This window comes from Noviherbaspirillum sp. (assembly GCF_035944575.1).
Classification (GTDB): Bacteria; Pseudomonadota; Gammaproteobacteria; order Burkholderiales; family Burkholderiaceae_D; genus Noviherbaspirillum.
Map to the genome: position 1 here is coordinate 1 of NZ_DASZBA010000245.1, position 24,199 is coordinate 24,199.

Here is a 24,199-nt window from a genome sequence, read left to right on the forward strand (position 1 = left end):
GGCGAGCAGGCATCGCTGCTGGCGCTGCTGTCGGATGGCGCGGCGTGGTCGACGTCCGCCCTGTCGCTGGCGCTTGGAGAGAGTCAGCGTAACGTCCAGCGCGCGCTCGCCGGACTTGAAGCAGACGGCCGGGTGCGGTCGATCGGACGGGCGCGGACGCGTCGCTGGCTGTCGCCGCCGCTGACGGGATTCACGACGATCTTGTTACTCCCCGCCGCGCTGCCGATTGGGTAGAGTTCTCCTGCCGCGCCACTCCGGGCGCACTACAAGGAGCCAGCAATGACCAGCAATACCATCGAGAAGAAACCGCAGGCAACCGCGCGACCGGCCGACATCGTACGCGAGTACGGCCCTTTCGAAGGAGCCGAACGCATTCACGGCATCACCCACGACGGCCGGCAGGTCTGGGCTGCCACCGGGACCAGGCTGATCGCCTTCGACCCCGGCAGCGGCGAAACGGTGCGCACCCTCGACTGCGCCTGCGATGCCGGGACCGCCTTCGACGGCACGCACCTGTACCAGATCGCCGAAGCACGCATCGACAAGATCGACCCCGCCACCGGCAAGGTGGTGGCATCGATCCCCGCCCCCGGCCACGGCGTCGACTCCGGACTGGCCTGGGCGGAAGGCAGCCTGTGGGTAGGTCAGTACCGCGACCGCAGGATCCACCAGATCGATCCGCAGACCGGCACGATCAAACGCACCATCGAGTCCAACCGCTTCGTCACCGGCGTCACCTGGGTTGACGGCGAACTGTGGCACGGCACCTGGGAAGGCGACGACAGTGACATCCGACGCATCGACCCGCAGAGCGGCGCCGTGCTCGAACAGCTGCGGATGCCGGCGGGAACAGGGGTCAGCGGACTCGAATCCGATGGCGCAAACCTGTTTTATTGCGGCGGCGGACCTAGCGGAAAAATTCGTGCGATACGGCGTCCGAAGGCCGCCGACTGACCGTCCCCGGCATGGAAGGAGAAACGCCGCCACGATCGGCATGAGCCGGCCCCGGCTGCCGGCTTGTGCTCTCGTGCGGGAATGTCATCAACCCTGTCTCTCGCCCTCGCAGGAAGGTAGCGTGAAGAAGAACCGGCTCCCGCTGCCGGGCGTGCTCTCGGCCCAGATGCGCCCGCCGTGCTTCTCGACGATGGTCTTCGCAATGGCCAGTCCCAATCCGGTACCTTGCTGCCGTGCGTGCTCTTCCTGGTAGAACCGATCGAAGATTTTCGTCAGGTGGCCGGGTGCGATGCCGATCCCGGTATCCGATACGCAAAACACCAGCATCTCCCCGTCCGGTTGGACGGACACCGTAATGTCGCCGCCGGCCGGAGTGAATTTCAGGGCATTGCCGATCAGGTTGCCGAACACGCGCTCGATCCGGGCCCGTTCGCACAGCACACAGGCATGCGGCGCTTCGAGCCGGACATGAAGCTGCACCGTCTTCTTTCCGGCCAGCGGTTGCGCCATGTCGACCGCTTCCTGCACCAGTTGCTCCGCCTTCTCCGCCCTGGGCTTGAGGATCCAGGTGTCCGCATCGGATTTCGCCATGTCCAGCACATCACTGGCCAGCCGCTCGATCGCTTCGGTCGCACGCAGGCTGCGATGCAGGAGCGCCTCGCTGATCGCCGGATCGCCGTCCGCGGCATGCTGCATCAGCTCCAGGCTCATGCGCACGACGGCAAGCGGCGTGCGCAGATCATGCGTGACAATGTGCACCATGTTTTCCATCTCGCGGCTCATGCGTTCAGCGTTCGCCCGCGCCAGCCGTTCCTTCCTGAACTCGCGTTGCAGGTCCAGCGCAAGGATACAAGCGCGAAGCTCCGCAACCGCCTCGACCTCGACTTTCCTCCATTGCACGGCAACGCCTTCGACGACCTCCTGCCACGACCGGAACGATGCCCGCGGATGCAGCCGCACCTGCCCTCCTTCCTGCACCACCGCCTTTTCCGGATTGCCTGCCCAGGTCACCGTCGTGGCGACTTCCGGCCTGAACCAGAGGATATAGTTGCGTTCGCTCTTCGGTATCGAGATGGCCAGGAGGCCGCTGGCCACATCCTTGTACGCTTTCGCCGGCGGAAAATGACTTCCGAGCCGGTTCGTGCAAAACAGGCTCTGGCCGGCATGATGGGAAGACAGCCAGGTCACCAGTTCCTCGATCTGAGCGACAGAAGGCGTCCTGCCGATGATCGTCCACTTGTTGTCGTGATAAACCGCCGCCGCGGCGCCATCGGCCGCGGCCAGATCCAGCATGTTGGGCGTGTAATTCACCAGCCCCCGAACCAGATCCTCTTCCTGCTCCATGTAGGACAGCAGCCGCTGGTGTACTTGGCGCAATCGGGCCCGGTAATGCAGGTCTTCCAGCGATTGCTTGAGCTGCAGCTGCGCCGATACGAGCTGCCCGATCATCTTCGCGCCAAGACGGCTGTCGGAGTCGAGCAGACGCGGTGTCGCGTGGTGGCATGCGATCAGCCCCCATAGCTTGCCGTCGTCGATCAGGGAAACGGTGAGCGTGGCGCCGACGTGCATGTTGCGCAGGTATTCGATGTGGATGGGCGACACGCTGCGCAGCATCGACTTGCCGAGATCGAGCGGCGCGCCGGTATGCGGATCGGTACCGGGATACAAACCGGCGGGCGTATAGTCCACGTCCGGGATGGTGCGCAACCAATTCTGCAGAAAGACCGCGCGCGCCTGCGCCGGTATGTCGGAAGCGGGAAAGTGATGGCCGAGAAAGGAATCCATGTGCGGCGCGCGGACTTCCGCGATCACCATTCCATGCCAGTCCTCCGTAAACTGATACAGCATCACGCGATCGAAGCCGGTGATTTCCTGCACACGCCTGACCGCCTCATCGCACATCTGCTGCACCGTTCCTGTCGCCTGCAGCGCCTGCACCGACTCGCGGATCTTGCGATGAAATACGAGCGCATCGACACCGGTTTCCTTATACGGCTCCAGCTCGATGATCAGGCAATCGTGATGCGTGTGCGCCATCAGCTCGCAATGCTGGAAACCACCCGGGGCAGGCGTTTCGAGACGGACGAGAAAAGGCGTCCGATCGCGCACATTGTCCTGTGCGAGGTACTGCTGCAGATCCTGCAGCTGGGCGGCATCGATGAATTCGGCGAAGGATCGCCCGACAAGCCCGGCGGCCGGGATGCCGAACCACGCCTGGCAGTTGACGCTCGCATTGCGGATGATCCAGTGAAGCGGTTCAACATTGAGCAGCACCCCGAACGGCTGGATGGCGCCGGGGATATGGATCGGTTCCTTCTCACAGGTCTGGAATAGGTTGGAAGGGTGTTGATTTGTCTCCATCGGCATATTTCGTTCGTTGCTTGCTACACGATGCGGTTGAAACGTGGATGAATCATTGCTGGCAGCGGATGACAAAAGAACCGGCGCGATATTCAGCAGGGCAAGATCATGTTGCTTCCGGCTGCCGTCGTTTTGATTTAAGCGAATCGTCTCCATCGGTCTCCAGCTGAGACAATCTAATGGACCATGGGCTTGTTACCGAGTTGCATTTTCCATTTGCAAATTCAGCGCGGTACATCATGCCGTCGGCAATCTCTTCCGCATGCCTGCTGCCATATATCCAATAGAGAACGTCTGTGTTCATCTCTGTCTAAGTCAAACATCCCGCCATATCACCCATTGTTGAAAGGCAACACGCCATGCCGACGCTGGATGGACATCATGAAAGGAAAATGTCATGAGCAAAAACACAGACGATGATGCGCCGAACGATGCAAGGCAGACGATTGCAGCGTTCAGGGAGGCGGTGAACATGACGCCTGCCCAGCTGGAAAAATGGCTCGACAGCGATGAGTCGAAGCGCGTGGGACAGAAACAGGGTGATGGCGAATCGGTAGGGCATCAATCCGGCCGGCGCATCATCGAACTGCTGCAGCGGCGTGCAGCGGATATAGATGAAGATGATCTCGCGCATATGCGCAAAGTCGTCGGCTACATCCATCGCCATTCCGCGCAGGGGCCGAGCAAAAGCGATCCGGCAACAAGCGACTGGCGGTACTCGCTGATGAACTGGGGCCACGATCCGCAGAAATCGTGATGCACCGGTTCTGCCTGTCGGCAAGGTCACCCGGATACCGCTGGCTTGGCAGGCATCTCTGAGAAGAATGATTGAACCCGGCCGATTTGCCTGCCCGCCATGTCATGCCGCAATCCCGGTCCACTTGCAGCAGCCCATGTCCATGCGCGTTGCCCTGATCGATGCAGCGCAACTGGCCCGAAGCGATATCCGGAGCGTGCTATCGCACCAGGATGCGAGGAAGCCGCGCATGCATATCGGCAAGCCTGGTTTGTCACTTTTGAACTTATGCGGTAAAGAAGGGTCTTCCTTTTAGCGCATCATGCTGCATTGCATGGAGCGCCCCCGCCTTTTCTGACGTGCCGTTTGACAATCCGTCTCGCGCGCGCCTCTCTAAAGACCAGCTATCTGGTCGAAGCCCATCAATGATCACCTGTTGATCATTCTTATGTTTCTTCCGTGAATACGATAAGCAACATAAGGAAGCATCATGTCTGCCACGCTCACCGAGGCACGCCGTTGCCAGAACCGTCTGCTGGCGAAACTTTCGGATGACGAACTTCAGCCGTTGCTGCCGCTGTTTAGCATGGTGGAAACCAAACTCAAGGATGTGCTGTACCGGCAGCACGAACCGATCGAGTATGTCTATTTCCCCTGCACTTCCGCCCATTCCTGCACACTGATCATGGAAGACGGCTTCATGGTGGAAGTCGGCACCACCGGCAATGAGAGCTTTACCGGTGTCGAATTGCTGCTGGATGCCACCCTCGCCACGGAAACAGCGATATGCCAGGTCCCCGGCACGAGCATGCGCATGAAGGTGACGGACTTCAGAAAGGCGCTAGCCCAGTCCAAGGCATTGCGCAAGCTTCTGAAGTGTGCCGGTCAGGCATACCTTGCACAGGTTTCGCAGGGCGTGGCCTGCAACCGGCTGCATAGCCTGGAAGCACGTTTTGCCCGCTGGCTGCTGATTACCCACGACCGCGTTCAGGGCAAGGAATTTCATCTTACCCAGGAGTTCCTCGCCGCCATGCTGGGAGTGCACCGGCCCAGCGTCAGCCTCACTGCGGGAACGTTCCAGCAGGCCGGCATCATCAGGTACACCCGTGGTCATATGACGATAGTGGACCGGAAGAAGCTGGAAGAAATATCCTGCGAATGCTATGCGGTGGTCCGCGGCCAGTTCGAGCGCCTGCTCGGCGTTCCGCACGGCTAAGCAAGCAACCCTTCCGATACAGGCAGCCGGCCTGAATCTTACGAGTCTCTCCCGCCGGCAGCCACATCCTTCAGCAGTTCCGTCGGCAGAGCATGTGTTTCCTTGATCGCCTGCAAGACGATATTGGAACGGATGTCCTGCACGCCCGGGATCTTGTGCAATTTCTCGAGCACGAAAGCGGAGTAATGCTTGAGGTCACGCGCCTTCACCCGCAGCAGGTAACTGGCGTTGCCGGTAATGATGTAGCACCCCACCACTTCCGGAAAGCCTGAAATCGTCTCGACGAAGTCCTCGTGCCAGCTCATGTCTTCCCGCCGCATCGTCACTTCGACGAATACATCCACTTCCAGTCCGAGCCTGTCGGTATCCAGCACGGCGCTGTAGCGGCGGATGATGCCGGCCTCCTCCAGCAGGCGCACCCGCCGCAGGCAGGCGGACGGCGAGAGGAACACCTTTTCGGAAAGTTCGAGATTGCTGATGCGGCCCTCGTCCTGCAGGGTCGCCAGAATATGTAGATCAATGGCATCAAGTTGCATATTGAATATAGTTCGATCATTTGCGTAATTTACGCAATTTTATTCGAATAGCGTCCGCCGTAACGCCTCACATTCGCACAATTCACCGGGAGGATTCACATAAAATGAACTGATCCGAACCTCGCGTGGAGAATGCCATCGATACCGTCAAAACCCTCTGGGACATCAGTCCGCTGCTGGGTCCGGACATACCGGTCTGGCCCGGCGATTCCCGCTTTACCGCCGAGGCGACCTGGACGATGAGCGACAGTTGTCCCGTGCATGTCAGCCGTATCGCCATGTCGACCCATACCGGCGCGCACTGCGACGCGCCTTCGCACTACGATCCGGCCGGCATGCCGATCGATGAAGTGCCGCTCGACGCCTACCTTGGCCCCTGCCGGGTGATGGATTGCATCGGCACGGACCTGGTGCGGCCGGAGCAGGTGACGCCGTTCCTTGACCGGGTGCCGGCGCGGGTCCTGCTGCGCACCTACCGGTCCGCCCCCACCCGGGCTTGGGATGAAGGCTTCGCCGCGGTAGCGCCGGAAACCATCGCGCTGCTGGCGGAGGCCGGTGTGCGGCTGGTCGGCATCGACACGCCCTCGCTCGACCCGCAACACTCCAAGACCATGGATGCGCATCATGCGGTACGCCTGCACGGCATGGCGATCCTCGAAGGCATCGTCCTCGACGAGGTGGCCGCAGGCGACTATGAACTGATCGCCCTGCCCCTGCGCCTGAAAGGCATGGATGCCAGCCCGGTGCGCGCCATCCTGCGCAGCCTGCAAAACGATACGGACCGACCATGAACGACACCACAATGACACGACAGCACTGCGTCGCGCTGGACGCCGCGGACCCGCTGGCGCCGCTGCGCGACCAATTCGCCCTGCCGCCCGGCGTGATCTACCTCGACGGCAATTCTCTCGGCGCGCGGCCCAGGGCGGCGCTGGCGCGCGGCATGCAGGTGATCGAGGCGGAATGGGGCAATGATCTGATCCGCAGCTGGAACAAGGCCGGCTGGTTCGACCTGCCCGCCCGTCTGGGCAACAAGCTGGCCCCGCTGATCGGCGCGCAGGACGACGAGGTGGTGATCACCGACTCGACCTCCATCAATCTGTTCAAGCTGCTCGCCGGTGCATTGGACCTGCAGGCCGCCTCGCCGGACGGCGCACGGCGCAAGGTGATCCTGACGGAGCGCGACAATTTTCCGACCGACCTTTACATGGCCCAGGGCCTGGCCGGGTGGCTGGACCGCGGCTACCAGGTGCGCATGGCCGATGCGCCGGAGGACATTACCGGCGCCGTCGACGGCGAGACGGCGGTCGTCATGCTCACGCATGTGAACTACCGCACCGGCCACCTGCACGACATGCGCGCGGTGACGGCGGCGGCACGGGAAAAGGGAGCGCTGGTATTGTGGGACCTTGCCCATTCCGCCGGCGCCGTGCCGGTCGACCTGAACGGCTGCAACGCCGATTTCGCCATCGGCTGCACCTACAAATACCTCAACGGCGGACCCGGTGCGCCGGCATTTGCCTGGATCGCGCCGCGCCACCATGCCCGTTTCCGCCAGCCCTTGTCCGGATGGTGGAGCCACGCGACGCCGTTTGCCATGCAGCCGGAGTTCCGGCCGGGCGAAGGCATACGGCGGGCCATGTGCGGCACGCAGCCGATCCTCTCGCTCGCGATGGTGGAATGCGGACTGGATATTTTTGCGCAAGCGGGCATGGAGGCGATACGGGCCAAATCGCTGGCGCTGACCGATCTGTTCATCTCGCTGGTCGAAAGCCGTTGCGCCGGCCATGAGCTGGCCCTGATCACGCCGCGGGAGCACCACCGGCGCGGCAGCCATGTCAGCTTCACCCATCGTCACGGCTATGCGGTGATGCAGGCGCTGATCGCCCGCGGCGTCATCGGCGATTACCGCGAGCCGCATGTCATGCGCTTCGGTTTCACGCCGCTGTACACCAGCCATGCCGATGTGTGGGATGCGGTCGAACAGTTGCGGGACATCCTCGATACCCGCGACTACCGGCTCGATGCCCGCCAGAACGCGGTGACCTGACGATGCACGCAATGAAGGATGAAGGAGACACAAATGGAATGCCCCTTTAGCGGAAAACCGGCATCCTGGCACGGCGCCAGGATGGACTTCAAGGATGCGATGAGTTACGGGGACTATCTGCAACTCCAGACTTTGCTGTCGGCTCAGCATCCGCTCTCGCCCAATCACAATGAAATGCTGTTCATCATCCAGCACCAGACCAGCGAACTGTGGATGAAGCTGATGCTGCATGAGCTGCATGCGGTGCGCCGGCAGATGCAGGCCGGCGACCTGCCGCCCGCATTCAAGATGATGGCGCGGGTGGCGCGCATCATGGATCAGCTGGTGCATGCGTGGGATGTGCTGGCGACGATGACGCCCCCCGAGTACACCGCCATCCGCCCCTACCTCGGCAACTCGTCCGGATTCCAGTCCTACCAATACCGCGAGATCGAGTTCCTGCTCGGGAACAAGAACGCCGCGCTGGTGCAGGTCCATGCGCATGCCGAAGAAGCGCACGACCGGCTGCGCGCCGCCCTGGAACAGCCATCGATCTATGATGAAGCAGTCCGCCTGATGGCCGAGGCCGGGCTGCCTGTCAACCCTGATCGCCTCAAGGTGGACTGGACGCAGCCGACCGCCGCCGATGCCTCCGTCGAGTCCGCGTGGCTGAAGGTGTACGCAGAACCGGACAAGTATTGGGAACTCTACGAACTGGGCGAAAAGCTGGTCGACCTCGAAACATCTTTCCGCTATTGGCGTTTCCGCCACCTCACCACGGTGGAGCGGGTGATCGGCTTCAAGAAAGGCACCGGCGGCACCCCCGGGGCAAGTTATCTGAAGAAGATGCTGGAGGTGGAACTGTTTCCGGAACTGTTTTCCCTCAGGACCTCGCTTTGAACCGTCAGGGCGGCAGCGTCGGCGATCGTCCGGTGAAGGTGTTGCCGACGATGTAAAGTTGAGCGGCATGCTGTCGGACCGCAGCATGACCGTTGCCGGAAGCGCGCAACGCGTTTGTTGTTAGAATGCGCCGTCCATAGCACCCCGCCCTTCCGATGAAACTCTCTTCCAAACTTCCCATCTGGTCAGTGGCCTCGCCCGGTATCGCATGGTTTCTGCTCGCGGTCTCACTCCTGGGTGCAGGAGATGCGCTGGGTCTCTTCTTCACCGCCCTGCTCGTGGCCGGCCTGTTCGCGGGCGTGCTCGCCGCCGTCTTCCATGCCGAGGTGGTCGCGCATCGCGTTGGCGAACCGTACGGCACGCTGGTGCTGGCCGTGGCGGTGACGGCGATCGAGGTCGCGCTGATCGTGTCGCTCATGATCGCGGGCGGCGAGGAAACAACCGGGCTGGCGCGCGATACGGTCTTCGCCGCCGTGATGATCATTCTCAACGGCATGGTCGGCATTTGCCTGCTGGCCGGAGCACGCCGGCACGGGGAACAGACATTCGGGCTGTACGGCGTGTCGGCGGCCCTGGCTACCCTGGCTGCCATCTCCGTGCTGACGATGGTGTTGCCGAACTATACGACGACGGCACTGGGTCCGGTGTATAGCAATAGTCAGCTGGCCTTTATCGCCATCGTTTCACTCGTTCTCTACGGCACCTTCGTACTTGTCCAGACCGTGCGTCACCGTGATTATTTCCTCCCGGCCGTTGCGGTGGCCGACGAAGAAGTGCATGCCTCGCCGCCATCGGCGAGGATGGCAGCGGTCAGTGCAGCGTTGTTGCTTGCGTGCCTCGCAAGCGTGGTACTGCTTGCCAAGTCGTTGTCGCCTACGCTGGAGGCGGCGGTAAGCGCCGTCGGCGCGCCCAAGGCGGTGGTCGGCATCATCATTGCCGCCGTGGTTCTCCTGCCGGAAAGCATCGCCGCTTACCAGGCGGCACGGGCCAATCGCTTGCAGACCAGCCTCAATCTCGCCCTCGGTTCGGCATTGGCGAGCATCGGGCTCACCATCCCCGCCGTCGCCATCGTTTCATTGATGACCGGCTGGACGCTCTCGCTGGGGATCGACGTCAAATCCACGGTCCTGCTGTTGCTGTCGCTGATTGTCGCCACGCTGTCGCTGGGCACGGGCCGCACCACCGTCATGCAGGGAACGGTCCACCTGGTCATCTTCGCCGTCTATCTCTTCACGACGATCGTCCCCTGAACGGAAGGCCAGGATTGCCGCCGGAAGGCAACTGCAACGGCAACCGCATGCCCCTGATGCATGGCGCCTTTTACTGCCTTTTGCCGTTTCACGGATTTTTACGCCTGCATTAATGTCATCTTCAGACGAGCCGTCGGGTCGTTTCGCTTTCCCAAGGAAATCATTGCCCGGGTTGCACAACATGGAAGCGACCCAGTCAATCTGATGGGAGCGCCTCCCGATTTCCTGGAAACCGTCCGAAAATGATCTTCGTCTCCTTTGGTTCGCTTCTCTGCCTCATCCTCCTTCATATCTTTGCAGACAAATTCAAGTTCCTGGAAGGAATTCCCCGAAGCCGGTGGTTGTCGATTGCCGGCGGCGTTTCGATCGCCTACGTGTTCCTGCATTTATTGCCGGAGGTGACCGCAGCGGATCGTACGATCAAGGAGGCATCCGGCAGCCTGCTGCAGTGGATAGACCATCACGGTTTCCTGGTCGCGCTCGTCGGTGTCACCGTGTTCTATGGCCTGGAACGCGCCGTACGCCGTTCAAAGTATGGAGATGACTGGGAGGGAAGCGAGAAAAAAGCAAGCAGGAAGGTGTTCTGGCTTCACCTGGCCTCTTTTTCGTTTTATAACGTCGTGGTCGGCTATCTGATGATCCATCACAACACGATGGGCCCGCTTTCCTTCGGATTTTTCACGGTTGCCATGGCGCTGCATTTCGTCGTGGTGGACTTCGGCATGAGGGACGACTTCAAGGAGGATTACGGCCGTATCGGACGCTGGGTGATTTCGCTCTCTCTCGCTCTCGGCTGGCTGCTCGGATATTCGCACGCCCTGTCGGAACATATCGTCAGCATATTCATTGCCTTCCTCGGCGGCGGCATCGTGCTGAATGCCATCAAGGAAGAGCTTCCGGATGAACGGCAATCCGATTTTCTTGCCTTCGTCGGGGGTGTCGGAGGGTATGCGGCCCTGCTGCTGGCATTGTAGACATCAGGGTTCCGCGCTGTGGCAAGCGACGCACAGCTTGTTTCCGTCCGGGTCGCGAAAGTACGCACCGTAATAATGCTCATGGTACTCGGGCCGCAAGCCCGGCTTTCCTTCATCCGATCCGCCATGATCCAATGCCACCTGAAACGCCCTGTCGACGATCGATCGGGTGGATGCCAGAAGCGCGACCATCTGGCCGTTGCCGTTCGCATGCGGTTCGCCGTTGTAGGGCGCGCCGATCAGGAACAGCGGCTGCGGCCCGGGATGCGATTGCCAGCCCGCCCACGGCCGCTCCCGGTCACAAAACCGCGGTTCGATGCCCAGCGTGGCCATCAGCGGCGCATAGAATGCGAGCGCGCGATCGAAGTCGCTGACGCCGACGAAGATGTGCGAGAACATCTGCTCTCCTTGTTTGATGCATCGGGATTGAAATAGGGAACGATTCAGTACGGCGTCCCATCCTTGTGAAAAAACGTCCATTTGCCGTTTACCAGGCGCGCCATGATGTCGTCATCCGGATACACGGCTTCGTCGCCCGGCGTCCGGTCTCCAACCTCCAGGTAGACCACATCCTCGTCCGTATCATTGATCAATCGGTGCGCGTTTCCCGTTCCGGCCTTGAAACCCGCGCACATGCCGGCACGCAAGCGTGTCTTTCCCTCATCGGTGCACAAGGCCGGTTCGCCGGATATGATGTAGATCCATTCATCCTGCCTGGTATGCGCATGGCGCAACGCGGATACGGCGCCGGGACACAAGGTGGTGAGATTGACGCCGAAGCGGGTCAGTCCGAACGGGTCGCCCAGCGCACGTTTGACGCGCCCGGCCATCCGGGATGCGTAGGGCTCGGGATAGTTCGATGGTCTTGTGCGAGGCGGCACATCCATCGCAACCAGTGCAGGAACCGCATCCGCGCGGCTTTCCGCAGCGGGACGCGGTGATGTGTGTTCGTCTTTCATATCCGCCCATTCCTCCATACGCTCCCGCTTATCGACCAGCACAGCCAGCCGGGAGGGAGCCGCGGCACCCGGCGCTTTACAGGCATGATACAAAAAATCGCATCATGTCGATGGTCCGGCCGGGTTCCAGCAAGGTGAGGAAAGCCCATCCGCCGATCAGCACATGCGCGACGAGTACCAGCAGTTCCGCCGTACCGATCGGTTTTTTCATCTTCGATCCTCAGTGCCTTTTTTCAAGCGAATTCTCAAGCGAATTCTCAATCGGATTCTCAAGCGGATTGCAGACGCGAGAGCTGCCGGTCGTCAATCGGAAAATGAAGCGCGGCAGCAACCAGTCCGAGCAAAACTGCTCCCGTCCATACGAGGTCATATGACCCGGTCGCGTCGAATACCGCGCCGCCCAGCCACGCACCCAGGAATCCGCCGAGCTGGTGACCGACAAACACGAACCCGAACAGGGTCGTCAGGTACTTGACGCCGAATACCTGCGACACCAATCCGTTGGTCAATGGCGCCGTCCCAAGCCACAGCAGACCCATGATGACCGAGAAGCCGTACAAGCTCCATTCGGTCAACGGCAAGGTCACGAATGCGGCGATCACGACGGAACGGATCAGGTAGTTATAGGCCAGCAGATGCTTGCGCCGGTACTTCATCCCCAGGACGCCCGAATAGTAGGTGCCTGCAATGTTCGCCAAGGCAATCAGCGACAGCGCTATGACCGCATGACGACCGTTCATGCCCTTATCCATCAGGTAGGCCGGCAGGTGCCCGGCGATGAAGGCAAGCTGGAAACCGCAGGCCAGGAATCCCAGGTTCAGCAACCAGAATCCCTTATGTGAAAACGCCTCGCCCAGCGCCTCGCGCAGGGATTGCTCCCTTTGCCCGGTGCGCGGCGATGCGGATGGCTCCGCAAGCGCATTCGACAAGGGGGACGCAGCCAGCATCACGCATGCCAGGATCACCAGCGCAATCAGCCAGCCAAAGCCGGAGATGAAAATCTGCGCGGCCGGCACCATGGCGAACTGCCCCAGACCTCCCACGGCACCCGCCAACCCGAGCGCCCAGCCGCGACGTTCGGGCGGCATCAGCCGGCTCAACGCACCATACACGGTGCCGAACGACGTAGCCGCCAGGGCTGCGCCGATCATGACGCCGCAGGTCAACAGCAACTCGACACTGCTTGCCGAATGCGCCATCAGGTACAGTCCCGCGGCATACATCAGGCAGCCTGCCAGCAGCACCTTTGCGGAGCCGAACTTGTCGGCGATCATGCCCGCGAACGGCATCAGCAGGCCCCACACCAGGTTTTGCAAGGCAAGCGCCAATGCGAAATCCTCGCGCGTCCAGCCGCGGTCACCGGTCATCGGCAGCATGAATAATCCCTGCACATGGCGCACCCCGAGCGACAGGCCCATGATGACGCCCCCGCATACGACAATCGCAAGCGGTGTTTTCCAGGATGGGTTGATTGACATGGTAGCTCCACTTGGCCGGATCAGGCACGCCTGCCCGGGCTGCGCGCAAAAGAGGTTCGATGTAACGCAGTCTAGCGGCCGCACAGATCGACGCAACCGCAATTTATGCATGGAATCCATGAGCGGAACGCATGGATGACCAGGCCATCGATTTGCCGGTCACATGCAGTACACGCATGTATGACGTGCAGGATTTGCGGTTGTACATCTGGCCCGCCTCGATACACTTCCATCGCATGTCCGGCCGCTTCCATTCCTGGGCAAGCGGCCATGCGATGAAAGGTGATCATGGACAAGACAGTCTTCAAAAGCAGCGTGGTCGGCGAACTGGGTTACTTGTCGACGCCCCGCGAACGCGCTTTCCAGTACATGTACGAGCCGCCGGAAGGAGCTGCACAAACGAACTGTGGATACGATATGCGCAGCTGCCGTATCGCGAACGCGCGCCTGGTCACCTCATCGCTTTCCCTCGATGCGACCGGTTTCGAGTTGTCGGACGCGCCGTCGGCGGTGACCGATTTTCGGGACCAGGAGCAGATTACCCGCGTGTATTACCGTGAAGCGGAAGAAATCGCGAAGAACATGACCGGGGGAGTGAGAGCCATCGCCTTCGACCACCTGCTGCGCCAGCGCGACGCCGGGCGACCAGGATTGGATATGGGACGCCACGGGGATGGATCGAAACCGTCTGCAGTCGGCCGCGTACACAACGATTACTCAGAAAGCTCGGGGAAACGGCGGCTGCACGTGGTTTCCCCTCCGGCCGAATTCGACTTTCCCTTCATCATCCTCAACCTCTGGCGGCCGGTGCTGTATCCGGCGATCGATGCGCCGTTGGCCGTATGCGATGCGCGCAGCTTCGCCCGGAGGGACTGGCTGGAGTGCGACATCATCTACCCGGACCGAAGCGGGGAAATCTATCTCGGCACCTATTCGGACGACCATCGCTGGTACTACTACCCTGAAATGCTTCCCAGGGAAGTGCTGGCATTCAAAACCTATGATTCGCGTTACGACGTTCCCGCCAGGATGGCGCCGCATTGCGCCTTTGTTGATCCAACCGCATCGTCCGATGCGCCGCCCCGGCGCAGTATCGAAGTCCGGTGTCTCGTCCTGCTGGAGTAAGCATCGGCCGGCATTGCGAGGCCTGGTTTGGTCGGATGCCGTTTCGTCGGGGCGACCGGTATCGCCTGCATTTCATTGCGTCGATACGTAGTCCGCAATACCCTCCGCGAGAGCCGCGAACGTGACGGTGCATCGCTGGCTGTCGCGCAAATCCCTGTGCATCGCAATCCAGGTATCCAATGTCCAGGAGACCGAATCTTCCAGAACACGAACAAGATTCCTGTCTTTCGCGGCCAGGGCGGACTGGCATATCCCGATGCCGAACCCGGCCCGTATCGCAGCAAGCTGGGCGAGATCGCTGTCTGCACGGAATGCGAATTTCGATCGGTCGAATTCACCCGACTTCGGCTTGAACCGGCTAATGAAATCGGTTTCCCTGTCGAAGCCGATCAGGGCATGCGCGCCAAGCTCTACGGTCGTCCGTGGCGTACCGCAGCGTTTCAGGTAGCCGCGATGCGCATGCAGCCCCAGTTCGATGCCGCCGACCCGGCGGGCGATCAGTACATCCTGCACCGGCCGGAACATGCGTACCGCGATGTCCGCCTCGCGGTTGAGCAGGTCGTCGGAGCGGTTGGATAACACCAGTTCGATCTCCAGTTCGGGATGCTTGCGGCGAAGCCCCGCGAGAATGGGCGGCAATACCTCGACGCCCACCACATCGCTTGCGGTGATACGCACCGTGCCGCGTATGCCATCGCCATGACTCGAAGCGATCCGCCGCAGACTTGCCGCGGTGGACGCCAGATTCCTGGCATAGGGACGCAGTGCATCGGCGGCCTCCGTCGCGGCATATCCTTCCTGCGAACGGGTGAACAGCTTCACGCCGAGGGCTGCCTCCAAGGCATCGATATGCCGCCCTACCGTCGGCTGCGTCAGTCCCAGCTCGCGGGCTGCGGCGGACAACGACCCTTCGTCAAGCACGCTAAGGAAAGTGCGATACCACTCCCAGTTCGGTTCCATGTCGGCCATTCATATTTGTATAGACGGTATGCAATTTTATACAATTTTCTTTTACCCGCCTTCGCCGCACAATCAAGGTTCCTACTTCATGAAGGACGGCAAAATGACCACACAAGGTAATGCACTCATACTCGGCGCCACGGGCGGCATCGGCGGCGAACTTGCCCGCCAACTGAGTCAACGCGGGTGGCGGATCAACGCCTTGCACAGGGCGGCGGCATCGCAACGGGCACGCGATCCCCGTTTCAACTGGATCCAGGGCGACGCGATGAATCCGTCGGACGTGATCCGCGCGGCGGAAGGTGCCTCGCTGATCGTGCATGCGGTGAATCCGCCGGGCTATCGCGACTGGGACAAGCTGGTCCTGCCCATGATCGACAACACGATTGCCGCGGCACGTCAGTCCGGCGCCCGGATCGTTTTGCCCGGCACAATTTACAACTATGGTCCAGACGCTTTTCCGGTGATCACGGAGTCGTCGCCGCAAAATCCATTCACCCGCAAAGGCGCCATCCGAAAGGAGATGGAACGACGGCTTGCCTCTGCCGCCGAAGCCGGCGTGCGCAGCCTTATCGTTCGGGCAGGTGATTTTTTCGGTCCGCAGGCCGGCAACAACTGGTTTTCACAGGGATTGGTCAAACCCGGCAAACCGGTGACGGCCATCATGAATCCGGGAGCGCGGGGGATAGGCCACCAATGGGCCTATCTGCCGGATGTAGCCGAAACGATCTGCCGGCTGGTGGCAATGGATGCATCACTTGATGCCTTCGCGATGTTTCACATGAAAGGCCACCGGGACGAGGACGGCACCCGGATGGTTGATGCGATACGCCGCATCGCAGAAGAGGAAACCGGCAGTAGCGCGGTCCGGATCAGGGCAATGCCGTGGTGGGCACTGATGGCGATCTCCCCCTTTGTGCCGACGCTGCGCGAAATGAAGGAAATGCGCTACCTCTGGCAGCAACCGGTCTTTCTCGATAACCGTAAGCTGCTCGGTGTACTGGGAGAGGAGCCGCATACGCCGCTGGAGGACGCCGTGCGGGCGACGTTGACGGGTTTGCGATGTATCGGAACCGCCGCCATCGGTGACGGCGTCACCGTCACTGCAGAGTAGGCGCGTTCTGAAACGGCCTTGCATCAATGGGTATGTCAATGGAAAAGGTGGTGCCTCTCTCCGCTGTGCTATCGACATCGATGCTGCCGCCGTGACTTTCCGCCACACTGCGCACATAGGGCAACCCGATCCCCCACCCCTGCTGGTCGCCTTCCCTGGCTGCCTTGGCCCGCCGGAAGACCTGAAATACGGTCTCGACCTGATCTGCCTTGGCCCGCCGGAAGACCTGAAATACGGTCTCGACCTGATCGGGCGGGATCGGTTCTCCGTGGTTGTGCACCGACAGAAGAACCCGTTCATGGTATTCCCTTGACGCAATGCGGATCGTGGTGCTCCGCGCGCCATACTTGACCGCATTGCTGATCAGGTTTTCCAGCGCCCGCTTGATCGCATCGCGCCCCCACCAACCTCGTACCGATGTGCCCTCCATCTCGAAGCGCGGACCATAGACCGCAACGGCCTGTTCGCAGACTTCGCCGATCACGTCCATGATGTCGAAGTTGGTCGGATGCAGGGACAGCCTTTCTCCTCGATGGAACATCACGGTATCCAGCAGGTCCTTGATCATCTGATCGATACGGCTGAGGTTTTCGTCGACCTTGGCGGCAAGACCGTTGATCCTGTCGAAGTCCCTGACGTGCGGAATCATCTGGTTTGCCATGCTGGCAGCGGCCAGCGGGCTTCGCAGATCATGTGCGATGGTGGCGACGAACTGCTCCCGAAAGGCGGATTGCGCAAGAGTAAATGCGGTTACGGACTCCCTTATCGCCGAATCGAATGATGAGCTGATGATCTGCATTTCAGCATCGCTGATGGGCACATCGTGCTGCTTCAATACATCGACAATGGTCGTTCTGAGAATCTGGTATTCACAGATAACCGCATGTGCTTCATACCGGGTCAGCCGGGCGCGCTCACCGCCATGCTCCGCCGCAACAGAGGGAGTGGTAACGCCCGCGCTGGTTCTTGAATAGTCCGGCGTCAGTGCTTCGGCCAGGTTGTCGTACATGCTCGGCAGCGTATTGACCAGGATGGGATGCAGCAAGCCGCTCGCTCCCTTGACGGAGGCGCATACCCGCTTTTCCCACTCTGAAAAAACCGTCTCCCGCAGCTCCAGCATTCTTCGACTGATCAGGGACAGATTTTTTTCATTGATATTCTGGTCACTTGCAAGGCTCATGCTGTCTTCCTTTGCGATCAAGGGACTATAGCTGGCTAGACAAGCGGGATCAGCAACTGTTCATTAACTAAAATTAAATCACGTTCCGTTTTCTGCTGCATCTCGTCTTACATCGGCGCGTGCCCAGCCTTTTTCAACATGGAAACGGCCCTCCGGAATACACCGGCTGATTCATGCTGCGGCCGCGATCAAGCGGTATGCCACGTAGGCGAACAATCACGCCAAACCCAATGTTTGATTCCATACATAGCCAGGCGTACATACGACAAGCAGTGCATCCCTCCAAGAAACTGAAGTTGCAATGCAACAACCGGCTGCCCGGTCTTCTTCCCGAGGAGGAAATGCAGCAGATTGCTTCTTCCATTCATGTCGTCAATCTGGAATTCGGGCAGGCCATTACCAGGTGAAATGAACGGGTCACCCACGTCTACTTTCCATGCGACTGCATCGGCTCCATCGTCACGGAACTGCGATCCGGGCAGGCGGCGGAGATCGGTGCGGGAGGCAATGAAGGAATGGCGAGCGTGGTCGCATCTCCTGGTAGTCCGACCTCGATCGACAGCATGGTCTGACAGATTCCCGGCACGGCCGCCCGCATGACCATCGATGCCTTCCGGGCCGCCACCCATGAAGGCGGTGTGTTTTGCGACGTATGCGGAAAGTATGCACAGGTAAATCTCGGCACCGCTTGCCGGTCGATGGCCTGCAACCGGATTCATTCGACCGAACAGCGCCTGGCGCGCTGGCTTCTGATGAGCCATAAGCGCGCGGGAAGGGATGATTTCATCCATGACGCGTCAGGCATGCAGCATCCGCGGCGCCGTCGGCGCCATGCCCTCAAACCTGGACCCGCGAGCCTGGCGCCTTTTCGACGATGCTTCGGATGCTGCCAGCAAGTTCGGCTGGTTCAAACGGCTTGGAAATGTACAGATCGAAGCCTGCCGCCAGCGCCTGCTCCCGGTCTGCAAGGCGGGTGAATGCAGACAGTGCGATTGCCGGCACCCGGTTTCCGGTGCCTCGCTCGAACGCGCGCACCTTGCGCATGAAACCGAAGCCGTCCTCGCCGGGCATGCCGATGTCGCTGATGATGACATCCGGACGATGCCGGCCGAGATGCCGAAGCGCTTCCTCCGCCGATGCGGCACGGATGACTTCGGCACCGCATTCGCTTAACAGGCTATCAACGAGGCCGAGCGCATCCAGATCGTCGTCAACCACCAGTGCCGTGATGCCGGACAAGTCGAATGGCTGGACCGCTTCCATGTGCAATACATCCGCATCGCGGTGCTCTCCCGGCTTGACCGTAGTGGATCGGCCGGGCTGTGCGACCGGAAGCCGCATGATGAAGCTGGCGCCCTTGCCTTCCCCGCCACTTTCGGCGCGGATCGTCCCGCCGTGCAGCTCAACCAATTGCCTGACGATGGCAAGCCCGAGCCCCAGTCCGCCATACCGCCGCGTCGTCGATGAATCGGCTTGGCGAAAACGGTCGAACACGAATGGCAAAAACTCCGGGCTGATGCCGATTCCCGAATCGGTCACGGTCACGACCACATGGTCGTCCACCTTCCTGGAAATGACCTGGACTTTTCCACCTGCACCGCTGAACTTGACGGCATTCGACAGCAGATTCCACATCACTTGCTGCAACCGGTCCGCATCGCCGGCAATGACGCCGGCTTCCGGATCGCTGTGTGATTCGAGCACGATGTTCTTTGCCTGTGCTGTCGGCATGATGGTCGCCACCGCGGAATCGACGACCGTTTGCAGGGTGATCGGCCGCATTTCCATCCTCACCTTGCCTGAGATGATGCGGCTCATGTCGAGCAGGTCGGCAATCAGCTGGGCCTGGGCGCGGGCATTGCGCTCGATCGTTTCCAGTCCCTTTTCGATCGTCGCGGCGTCATGGGTCTTGAGGCGCAGCAATTGCGTCCAGCCGAGGATGGAATTGAGCGGGGTGCGCAGTTCATGCGACAGCGTTGCGAGAAATTCATCCTTCATCGCACTTACTTTTTCAGCCTCCGCGCGCGCCTCCCGTTCACGCGCGAGCAGCACATGGCGCTCTTCCGAAATCGCCTGCGACAGTACGAGCGTCTGTGTGCGCGCCGTCAGCTTGGAATCGTATATGGACGTCAACAGCGCGACGACCAGCACGGACACCGTCGCGATGATGGTGCTGATCGCCAGGCCATCGGTGCCGAAGCCGTTGCTGGCCGCCATGCAGATGCTGTTCTCCGGGAACGCCGCGGCCGCCATGCCGGTGTAGTGCATGCCGGCGATGGCAATCCCCATGACCACCGCGCCGATGCCCCTGGCGATCCAGACATGCGGACCGCCATCCCTGAGGCGAAACGCGATCCATAGCGCCGCTCCCGAAGCCAGGATGGCGATCGCCACCGACAGGATGAACAAGGTGACATCGTATTCGATGCCGGGCTGCATGCGCATGGCCGCCATACCGGTGTAATGCATGGCATTGATGCCGATCCCCATGAGTACCGCCGCGGAAACCAGACTGCGGAATGCCATGTTGGGTTGACTGATTTGCCAGAGCGCGAGCCAGGATGCGCCAAATGCGAGCAGCCACGACATGGTCGTGATCCATGGGTCGTATCCGACCGGGATGGGAAGTCGGAACGCCAGCATGCCGATGAAATGCATGGACCAGATGCCGATACTCATTGCGAAGGCGCCGCCGGCGATCCATGACCTCTCGGATGCGCCGGTGTTGCTTGCCACTCGCCCGGCCATGCTGAGCGCGGTGAAGGAGGCCAGAATGGCAACGAGTACGGATACCAGAACCAGCGGACGGTCGAAATATCCGATAAGCATATAGTTATGAAATGATGAGCGGATGAAGCGAATGAATCGTTCCGCCTATTATCACGCATCGCCATGAAGTGCGTACAGTGTCGCGCAGCTAACCCGTGCGGTAGTTGGTTACTCGTCATTCACATCGGATTGCTGACATGGCAATCCGGTATCTCGATGCCGAGCGGCGAGTCGCGGACAGCGGCGATGCGTGCGAGCGCAGCCTGTATGGCGCGGCATCGGCTGCAGCCGCCCCGTTGAGCAGGATCGGCTGCATTTCAATCAATGAGTGTCCGGGATGCTTTTCAAGCCTGCATCAGGCCTGCACTATGCGGCCCGACGATGCGGAATCTGTCCGGGCTCTTTCCTTTGCAAACCAAGTCGTTTGTTCCGGGCCGCGGACTGTTCAGGCGACGCTGTTTCCGTCACGGCTCTCAAAGCCGCAACCTGCATCTTGTCGGTTTCGTGAACCTGAAAGAAGCTGACCACGTCGGCGAGTTTCACCGCCCGGTCCATCATGACCTGGGCTGCGGAAGCGGCTTCCTCGACCAGGGCTGCGTTTTGCTGCGTGACCTGGTCCATCTGGCCGATAGCCTGGTTGATCTGATCGATGCCGGAAGCCTGCTCCTGCGTCGCGGCGGAGATGTCGTTCATCAGGTCAGCGACATTGACGACGGCACCGACGATTTCCTTCATGGTTTCGCCGGCATGATCGACCAGCCTGGCTCCGGCGCCGACCTGCTCCACCGATTCATGGATCAGGGTCTTGATCTCTTTCGCCGCGGTCGCCGAACGCTGAGCCAGAGAGCGGACTTCCGACGCGACGACGGCGAAGCCGCGTCCCTGTTCACCGGCCCTGGCGGCTTCCACTGCGGCATTGAGTGCAAGAATGTTGGTCTGAAATGCGATACCGTCGATCACGCCGATGATGTCGGCGATGCGCTTTGCGGAGCTGTCGATGGCGCCCATTGTGCTGATCACCTGTGTCACGACATCGCCCCCTTTACGGGCAATTTCGGAGGCGTTCTGCGTCAACCGATGGGCCTGAACCGCATTGTCGGCGTTGCGGCGAATGGTCGCCGCCAACTCCTCCATCGTCGATGCGGTTTCTTCAAGCGCCCCGGCTTGCTGCTCGGTGCGGGCCGACAGGTCCAGATTTCCGGCCGCAATCTGCTGCGAGGCTGCGGCGATGCTTGCCGTCCCTGTGCGCACCTCGCCGACAATGGCGGACAGGCTGGAATTCATGTGCTGCATGGCGGCCATCAGCCGGCCCGTCTCATCCGAGGAAGCGACTTTGATTTCGCTCGTCAGATCGCCGGACGCCACCGTTTCCGTGATGCGCAATGCCTTGCTGATGGGCTTGCTGACCTGGCGCTGGATCATCACGTACAGTAATGCGGTGACAAAGGCGACAATGAACACCGCAACCAGCGCATTGCTGTTGCGCTGTTGCACGGCGCTTTCCGTGATTTCGTCCAGGTAGGCGTCGCCCGCGACAACCATCTGCCAGTCCTTGATATGGGAGAAGGCGACGATACGGTCGCGCGGCGCGTTGCCGTTCTTGCCGGCTTCGGTATAGGAAAGCGTGCCCTGCTTCTTGTCGAGGATGGTTTTGATATACGCATTGCCGGCGTCATCCTTTTCCTCGATCAGGTTCTGGTCTTCTTTATTCCGATGAATGAGGAATTTGCCGAAGTCCTTGCCCGGCCTGGCACTGAGCGCGTAGAACTCGCCTGTCCTGCCCAGCTTCATGGCTTTCAGGCCATCGCCGAGCGCCTTCATCGAATCGGTGAAATTGATCCCGACGTAGAGGATGCCGATCACCTCGCCCTGGGCGTTCTTGATCGGGTCGTATTCGGTCATGTACTGGCCGCCGAAAAGACTGGCAGCGCCGGCGTACATGTCGCCTTTCAGCACGGCGTTGTAGCCGGGATGGGAGCGGTCGAGCAGCGTTCCTATCGCGCGTTCGCCGTTCTCCTTCTTGTGTGAGGTCGTGATGCGGATGAAATCATCGCCGCTGCGGACGAAAATGGTGGCATAGGCGCCGGTCAATTCAGTGAAGCGGTCGGGAATCGAAAAATTCAGGTTGATTTCCGTGTCGCCATTCATGAGCACCGGGGCGGACTTCCCGCCAATCTCCCGGCTCCGTCCTTGCTCGATACGGAATTTTTCCGGAAAGCTGGCTGAGAACACTTTCGCGTAGGTTTTCACCTCCGCACGCAGATTCCGGTCGACGATGCTGACCGTATCGGCAATCAGGCTCGTCTTGTCGCTGACCTCGCGTATCGCTTCGCTCTCTGCCTGCCGCGCGCTTTTATAGCCGCCGATGATGATGAACAACATGAACATGCCGCCGACGAGAGCAAACGTGCTCAACGAAAGCTTCAGACCAATATTCCAGTTCGGTATAAGTTTCGAGCGCTTCAAAATTACCTCCTCTTTTCACTTTGGTCGGCGGACTAGGCTGCGGCCTGCTATGTTTAACGCATTAAATATGACGAATTTGATGAATGAGACGAATTTGACGATTTCCGCAGTGTAACCGAATATTTCCTCACGTCAACTCTTATCGTCAAATTTTGTTGTAAAACGCATATCCGTCGAATTCGTCATATTTGCAACGGGCAGGTGTAGACTTGCGGGAAGAAAAAGCAATTGAGGTAAGCAACATGAAACAGACCCCGGTAACCGGTCAGAAAGACGATCCCATCCTGACCACCCGTGAAACAGCGCGCCTTCTCGGTGTCGCGGTTAGTACCGCTCAGCTATGGATCGAAAGCGGTGCGCTTGCCTCCTGGAAGACACCCGGCGGCCATCGGCGGGTCAGGCTGAGCTCGGTGATGGATTTGCTGCAACAGCAGGGGGGCAAGAAGCAATCCGGCGCAACGGAGGCGCCTGATGCGGAAGCCCTGGACCCGGAATATTCTCCATTGCCGCAAGCGGCTTATCCCATGCCGGCGGATGAAGATGAACGATTGCGTGCGCTTGCCGCATCGCGCCTGATTGATACGCCGGAGGAACCGGCTTTCGACAGGCTGACGCGGCTTGCGTGCCAGTTTGCGGAAACACCGATGGCACTGGTCTCCTTATTGACGTCGCGCCGGCAATGGTTCAAGTCACGTGTTGGACTGGACGCATGCGAGACGCCCCGCGAATGGGCTTTTTGCAGTCACGCGATCATGCATCGCACACCACTGGTCGTTGAAGATGCCCATCAGGACGAGCGCTTCAAGAATAATCCGCTTGTCACCGGCGAGCCGTTCATCCGGTTTTACGCCGGATTTCCGCTCCTGAGCAAGCAAAGCCTCCGCCTCGGCACGCTATGCGTTCTTGATACGAAGCCGCGTCAGCTCACGCCCGAACAAATACGTGCCCTCGGCGAGCTTGCCTGCATTGCAAGTGAAGAGATACAGCGCCGTGAATGACGGCGGCACTTCGATACATCGCATAGGCCGCTTGTTCATCTGGCGAAATTAGGTAAACCGCGTGGCTTACATCGTTCCGGCAGCGCCCTGAAAAGCACCCTGCCCGCTGTATCTGGATAAAGAAATCAGACTTTTTGCAAATGGAAGTACCTTGACTAAGTACGGAGGATCAAACAATCTGTCTTTATCAAGAT

Annotated in this window: 22 protein-coding genes and 1 pseudogene; 12 read left to right on the plus strand and 11 right to left on the minus strand. The window is 60.3% G+C overall.

All coding sequences use genetic code 11. The annotated features are described in order from the left end of the window. Together VGU61_RS20155 and VGU61_RS20160 are read left to right on the plus strand one after the other, a co-directional pair. Window positions 1–234 (plus strand): annotated as a pseudogene (locus VGU61_RS20155) (helix-turn-helix domain-containing protein); the annotation flags it as partial. 45 nt (window positions 235–279) lie between these two features. Continuing rightward, window positions 280–954 (plus strand): hypothetical protein, encoded by a 675-nt coding sequence (locus tag VGU61_RS20160; RefSeq protein ID WP_326861082.1) that lies wholly within the window; start codon window positions 280–282, stop codon window positions 952–954. A gap of 87 nt (window positions 955–1,041) precedes the next feature. Here VGU61_RS20160 and VGU61_RS20165 read toward each other — a convergent pair whose 3' ends face one another. Further along, window positions 1,042–3,315, minus strand: a complete 2,274-nt coding sequence (locus tag VGU61_RS20165) for an ATP-binding protein (protein ID WP_326861083.1) — start codon at window positions 3,313–3,315, stop codon at window positions 1,042–1,044. A 397-nt stretch (window positions 3,316–3,712) separates the two neighbouring features. Here VGU61_RS20165 and VGU61_RS20170 point away from each other — a divergent pair, with 397 nt between their 5' ends. Then, window positions 3,713–4,072 (plus strand): DUF3140 domain-containing protein, encoded by a 360-nt coding sequence (locus tag VGU61_RS20170; RefSeq protein ID WP_326861084.1) that lies wholly within the window; start codon window positions 3,713–3,715, stop codon window positions 4,070–4,072. 469 nt (window positions 4,073–4,541) lie between these two features. Next, the gene (locus tag VGU61_RS20175) at window positions 4,542–5,267 is read left to right on the plus strand and encodes a Crp/Fnr family transcriptional regulator (RefSeq protein ID WP_326861085.1); all 726 of its coding nucleotides are present in this window, start codon (window positions 4,542–4,544) and stop codon (window positions 5,265–5,267) included. 38 nt (window positions 5,268–5,305) lie between these two features. Here VGU61_RS20175 and VGU61_RS20180 read toward each other — a convergent pair whose 3' ends face one another. Then, on the minus strand, window positions 5,306–5,803 hold the full coding sequence (locus tag VGU61_RS20180; RefSeq protein WP_414691669.1) for an Lrp/AsnC family transcriptional regulator: 498 nt from the start codon (window positions 5,801–5,803) through the stop codon (window positions 5,306–5,308). Window positions 5,804–5,928: 125 nt separating this feature from the next. Between VGU61_RS20180 and kynB the strand changes: the two genes are divergently transcribed. From kynB to VGU61_RS20205, 5 genes are all read left to right on the plus strand, one after another. Beyond that, the gene (gene kynB, locus VGU61_RS20185) at window positions 5,929–6,594 is read left to right on the plus strand and encodes an arylformamidase (protein ID WP_326861086.1); all 666 of its coding nucleotides are present in this window, start codon (window positions 5,929–5,931) and stop codon (window positions 6,592–6,594) included. Then, window positions 6,591–7,853 (plus strand): kynureninase, encoded by a 1,263-nt coding sequence (gene kynU, locus VGU61_RS20190; protein ID WP_326861087.1) that lies wholly within the window; start codon window positions 6,591–6,593, stop codon window positions 7,851–7,853. Before kynB ends, kynU begins: the two co-directional genes overlap by 4 nt. A gap of 33 nt (window positions 7,854–7,886) precedes the next feature. After that, window positions 7,887–8,732 carry a tryptophan 2,3-dioxygenase gene (gene kynA, locus VGU61_RS20195; RefSeq protein ID WP_414691670.1) on the plus strand — a complete coding sequence of 282 codons (846 nt, stop codon included), beginning with the start codon at window positions 7,887–7,889 and terminating at the stop codon, window positions 8,730–8,732. A 155-nt stretch (window positions 8,733–8,887) separates the two neighbouring features. Next, the gene (locus VGU61_RS20200; protein ID WP_326861089.1) at window positions 8,888–9,982 is read left to right on the plus strand and encodes an ionic transporter y4hA; all 1,095 of its coding nucleotides are present in this window, start codon (window positions 8,888–8,890) and stop codon (window positions 9,980–9,982) included. Between the two features lie 242 nt (window positions 9,983–10,224). After that, the gene (locus VGU61_RS20205; protein WP_326861090.1) at window positions 10,225–10,956 is read left to right on the plus strand and encodes a hypothetical protein; all 732 of its coding nucleotides are present in this window, start codon (window positions 10,225–10,227) and stop codon (window positions 10,954–10,956) included. Window positions 10,957–10,959: 3 nt separating this feature from the next. On the opposite strand, the gene VGU61_RS20210 is transcribed toward VGU61_RS20205, so the two are convergent. The 4 genes from VGU61_RS20210 to VGU61_RS20225 form a co-directional block, all read right to left on the minus strand. Beyond that, a complete protein-coding gene (locus tag VGU61_RS20210; RefSeq protein ID WP_326861091.1) occupies window positions 10,960–11,355 on the minus strand; it encodes a VOC family protein in 396 nt (131 codons plus the stop codon). A gap of 44 nt (window positions 11,356–11,399) precedes the next feature. Beyond that, on the minus strand, window positions 11,400–11,915 hold the full coding sequence (locus tag VGU61_RS20215) for a cupin domain-containing protein (RefSeq protein WP_326861092.1): 516 nt from the start codon (window positions 11,913–11,915) through the stop codon (window positions 11,400–11,402). Between the two features lie 76 nt (window positions 11,916–11,991). After that, window positions 11,992–12,126: a hypothetical protein gene (locus VGU61_RS20220; RefSeq protein WP_326861093.1), complete on the minus strand. Its 135-nt coding sequence runs from the start codon at window positions 12,124–12,126 to the stop codon at window positions 11,992–11,994. Window positions 12,127–12,184: 58 nt separating this feature from the next. Then, window positions 12,185–13,393 carry an MFS transporter gene (locus VGU61_RS20225; RefSeq protein ID WP_326861094.1) on the minus strand — a complete coding sequence of 403 codons (1,209 nt, stop codon included), beginning with the start codon at window positions 13,391–13,393 and terminating at the stop codon, window positions 12,185–12,187. Between the two features lie 288 nt (window positions 13,394–13,681). Here VGU61_RS20225 and VGU61_RS20230 point away from each other — a divergent pair, with 288 nt between their 5' ends. After that, window positions 13,682–14,518: a CmcJ/NvfI family oxidoreductase gene (locus VGU61_RS20230; RefSeq protein ID WP_326861095.1), complete on the plus strand. Its 837-nt coding sequence runs from the start codon at window positions 13,682–13,684 to the stop codon at window positions 14,516–14,518. Window positions 14,519–14,590: 72 nt separating this feature from the next. Here VGU61_RS20230 and VGU61_RS20235 read toward each other — a convergent pair whose 3' ends face one another. Continuing rightward, a complete protein-coding gene (locus VGU61_RS20235) occupies window positions 14,591–15,487 on the minus strand; it encodes a LysR family transcriptional regulator (protein WP_326861096.1) in 897 nt (298 codons plus the stop codon). A 94-nt stretch (window positions 15,488–15,581) separates the two neighbouring features. On the opposite strand from VGU61_RS20235, the gene VGU61_RS20240 reads away from it, so the two are divergent. After that, window positions 15,582–16,592, plus strand: coding sequence for an NAD-dependent epimerase/dehydratase family protein (locus VGU61_RS20240; protein ID WP_326861097.1), 1,011 nt, complete (start codon window positions 15,582–15,584; stop codon window positions 16,590–16,592). Here the strand turns inward: VGU61_RS20240 and VGU61_RS20245 are convergent. From VGU61_RS20245 to VGU61_RS20260, 4 genes are all read right to left on the minus strand, one after another. Continuing rightward, a complete protein-coding gene (locus VGU61_RS20245; RefSeq protein WP_326861098.1) occupies window positions 16,579–17,772 on the minus strand; it encodes a HAMP domain-containing sensor histidine kinase in 1,194 nt (397 codons plus the stop codon). The two genes, VGU61_RS20240 and VGU61_RS20245, sit on opposite strands and share 14 nt — an antisense overlap. 188 nt (window positions 17,773–17,960) lie before the next feature. Further along, complete coding sequence (locus VGU61_RS20250; RefSeq protein WP_326861099.1) at window positions 17,961–18,563, minus strand: hypothetical protein; 603 nt, start codon at window positions 18,561–18,563, stop codon at window positions 17,961–17,963. A gap of 46 nt (window positions 18,564–18,609) precedes the next feature. Beyond that, a complete protein-coding gene (locus VGU61_RS20255; RefSeq protein WP_326861100.1) occupies window positions 18,610–20,601 on the minus strand; it encodes an MHYT domain-containing protein in 1,992 nt (663 codons plus the stop codon). Window positions 20,602–20,907: 306 nt separating this feature from the next. Continuing rightward, window positions 20,908–23,007 (minus strand): methyl-accepting chemotaxis protein, encoded by a 2,100-nt coding sequence (locus VGU61_RS20260; protein ID WP_326861101.1) that lies wholly within the window; start codon window positions 23,005–23,007, stop codon window positions 20,908–20,910. Between the two features lie 242 nt (window positions 23,008–23,249). On the opposite strand from VGU61_RS20260, the gene VGU61_RS20265 reads away from it, so the two are divergent. Then, window positions 23,250–24,005 (plus strand): GAF domain-containing protein, encoded by a 756-nt coding sequence (locus VGU61_RS20265; RefSeq protein ID WP_326861102.1) that lies wholly within the window; start codon window positions 23,250–23,252, stop codon window positions 24,003–24,005. The last annotated feature ends 194 nt before the right edge of the window (window positions 24,006–24,199 follow it).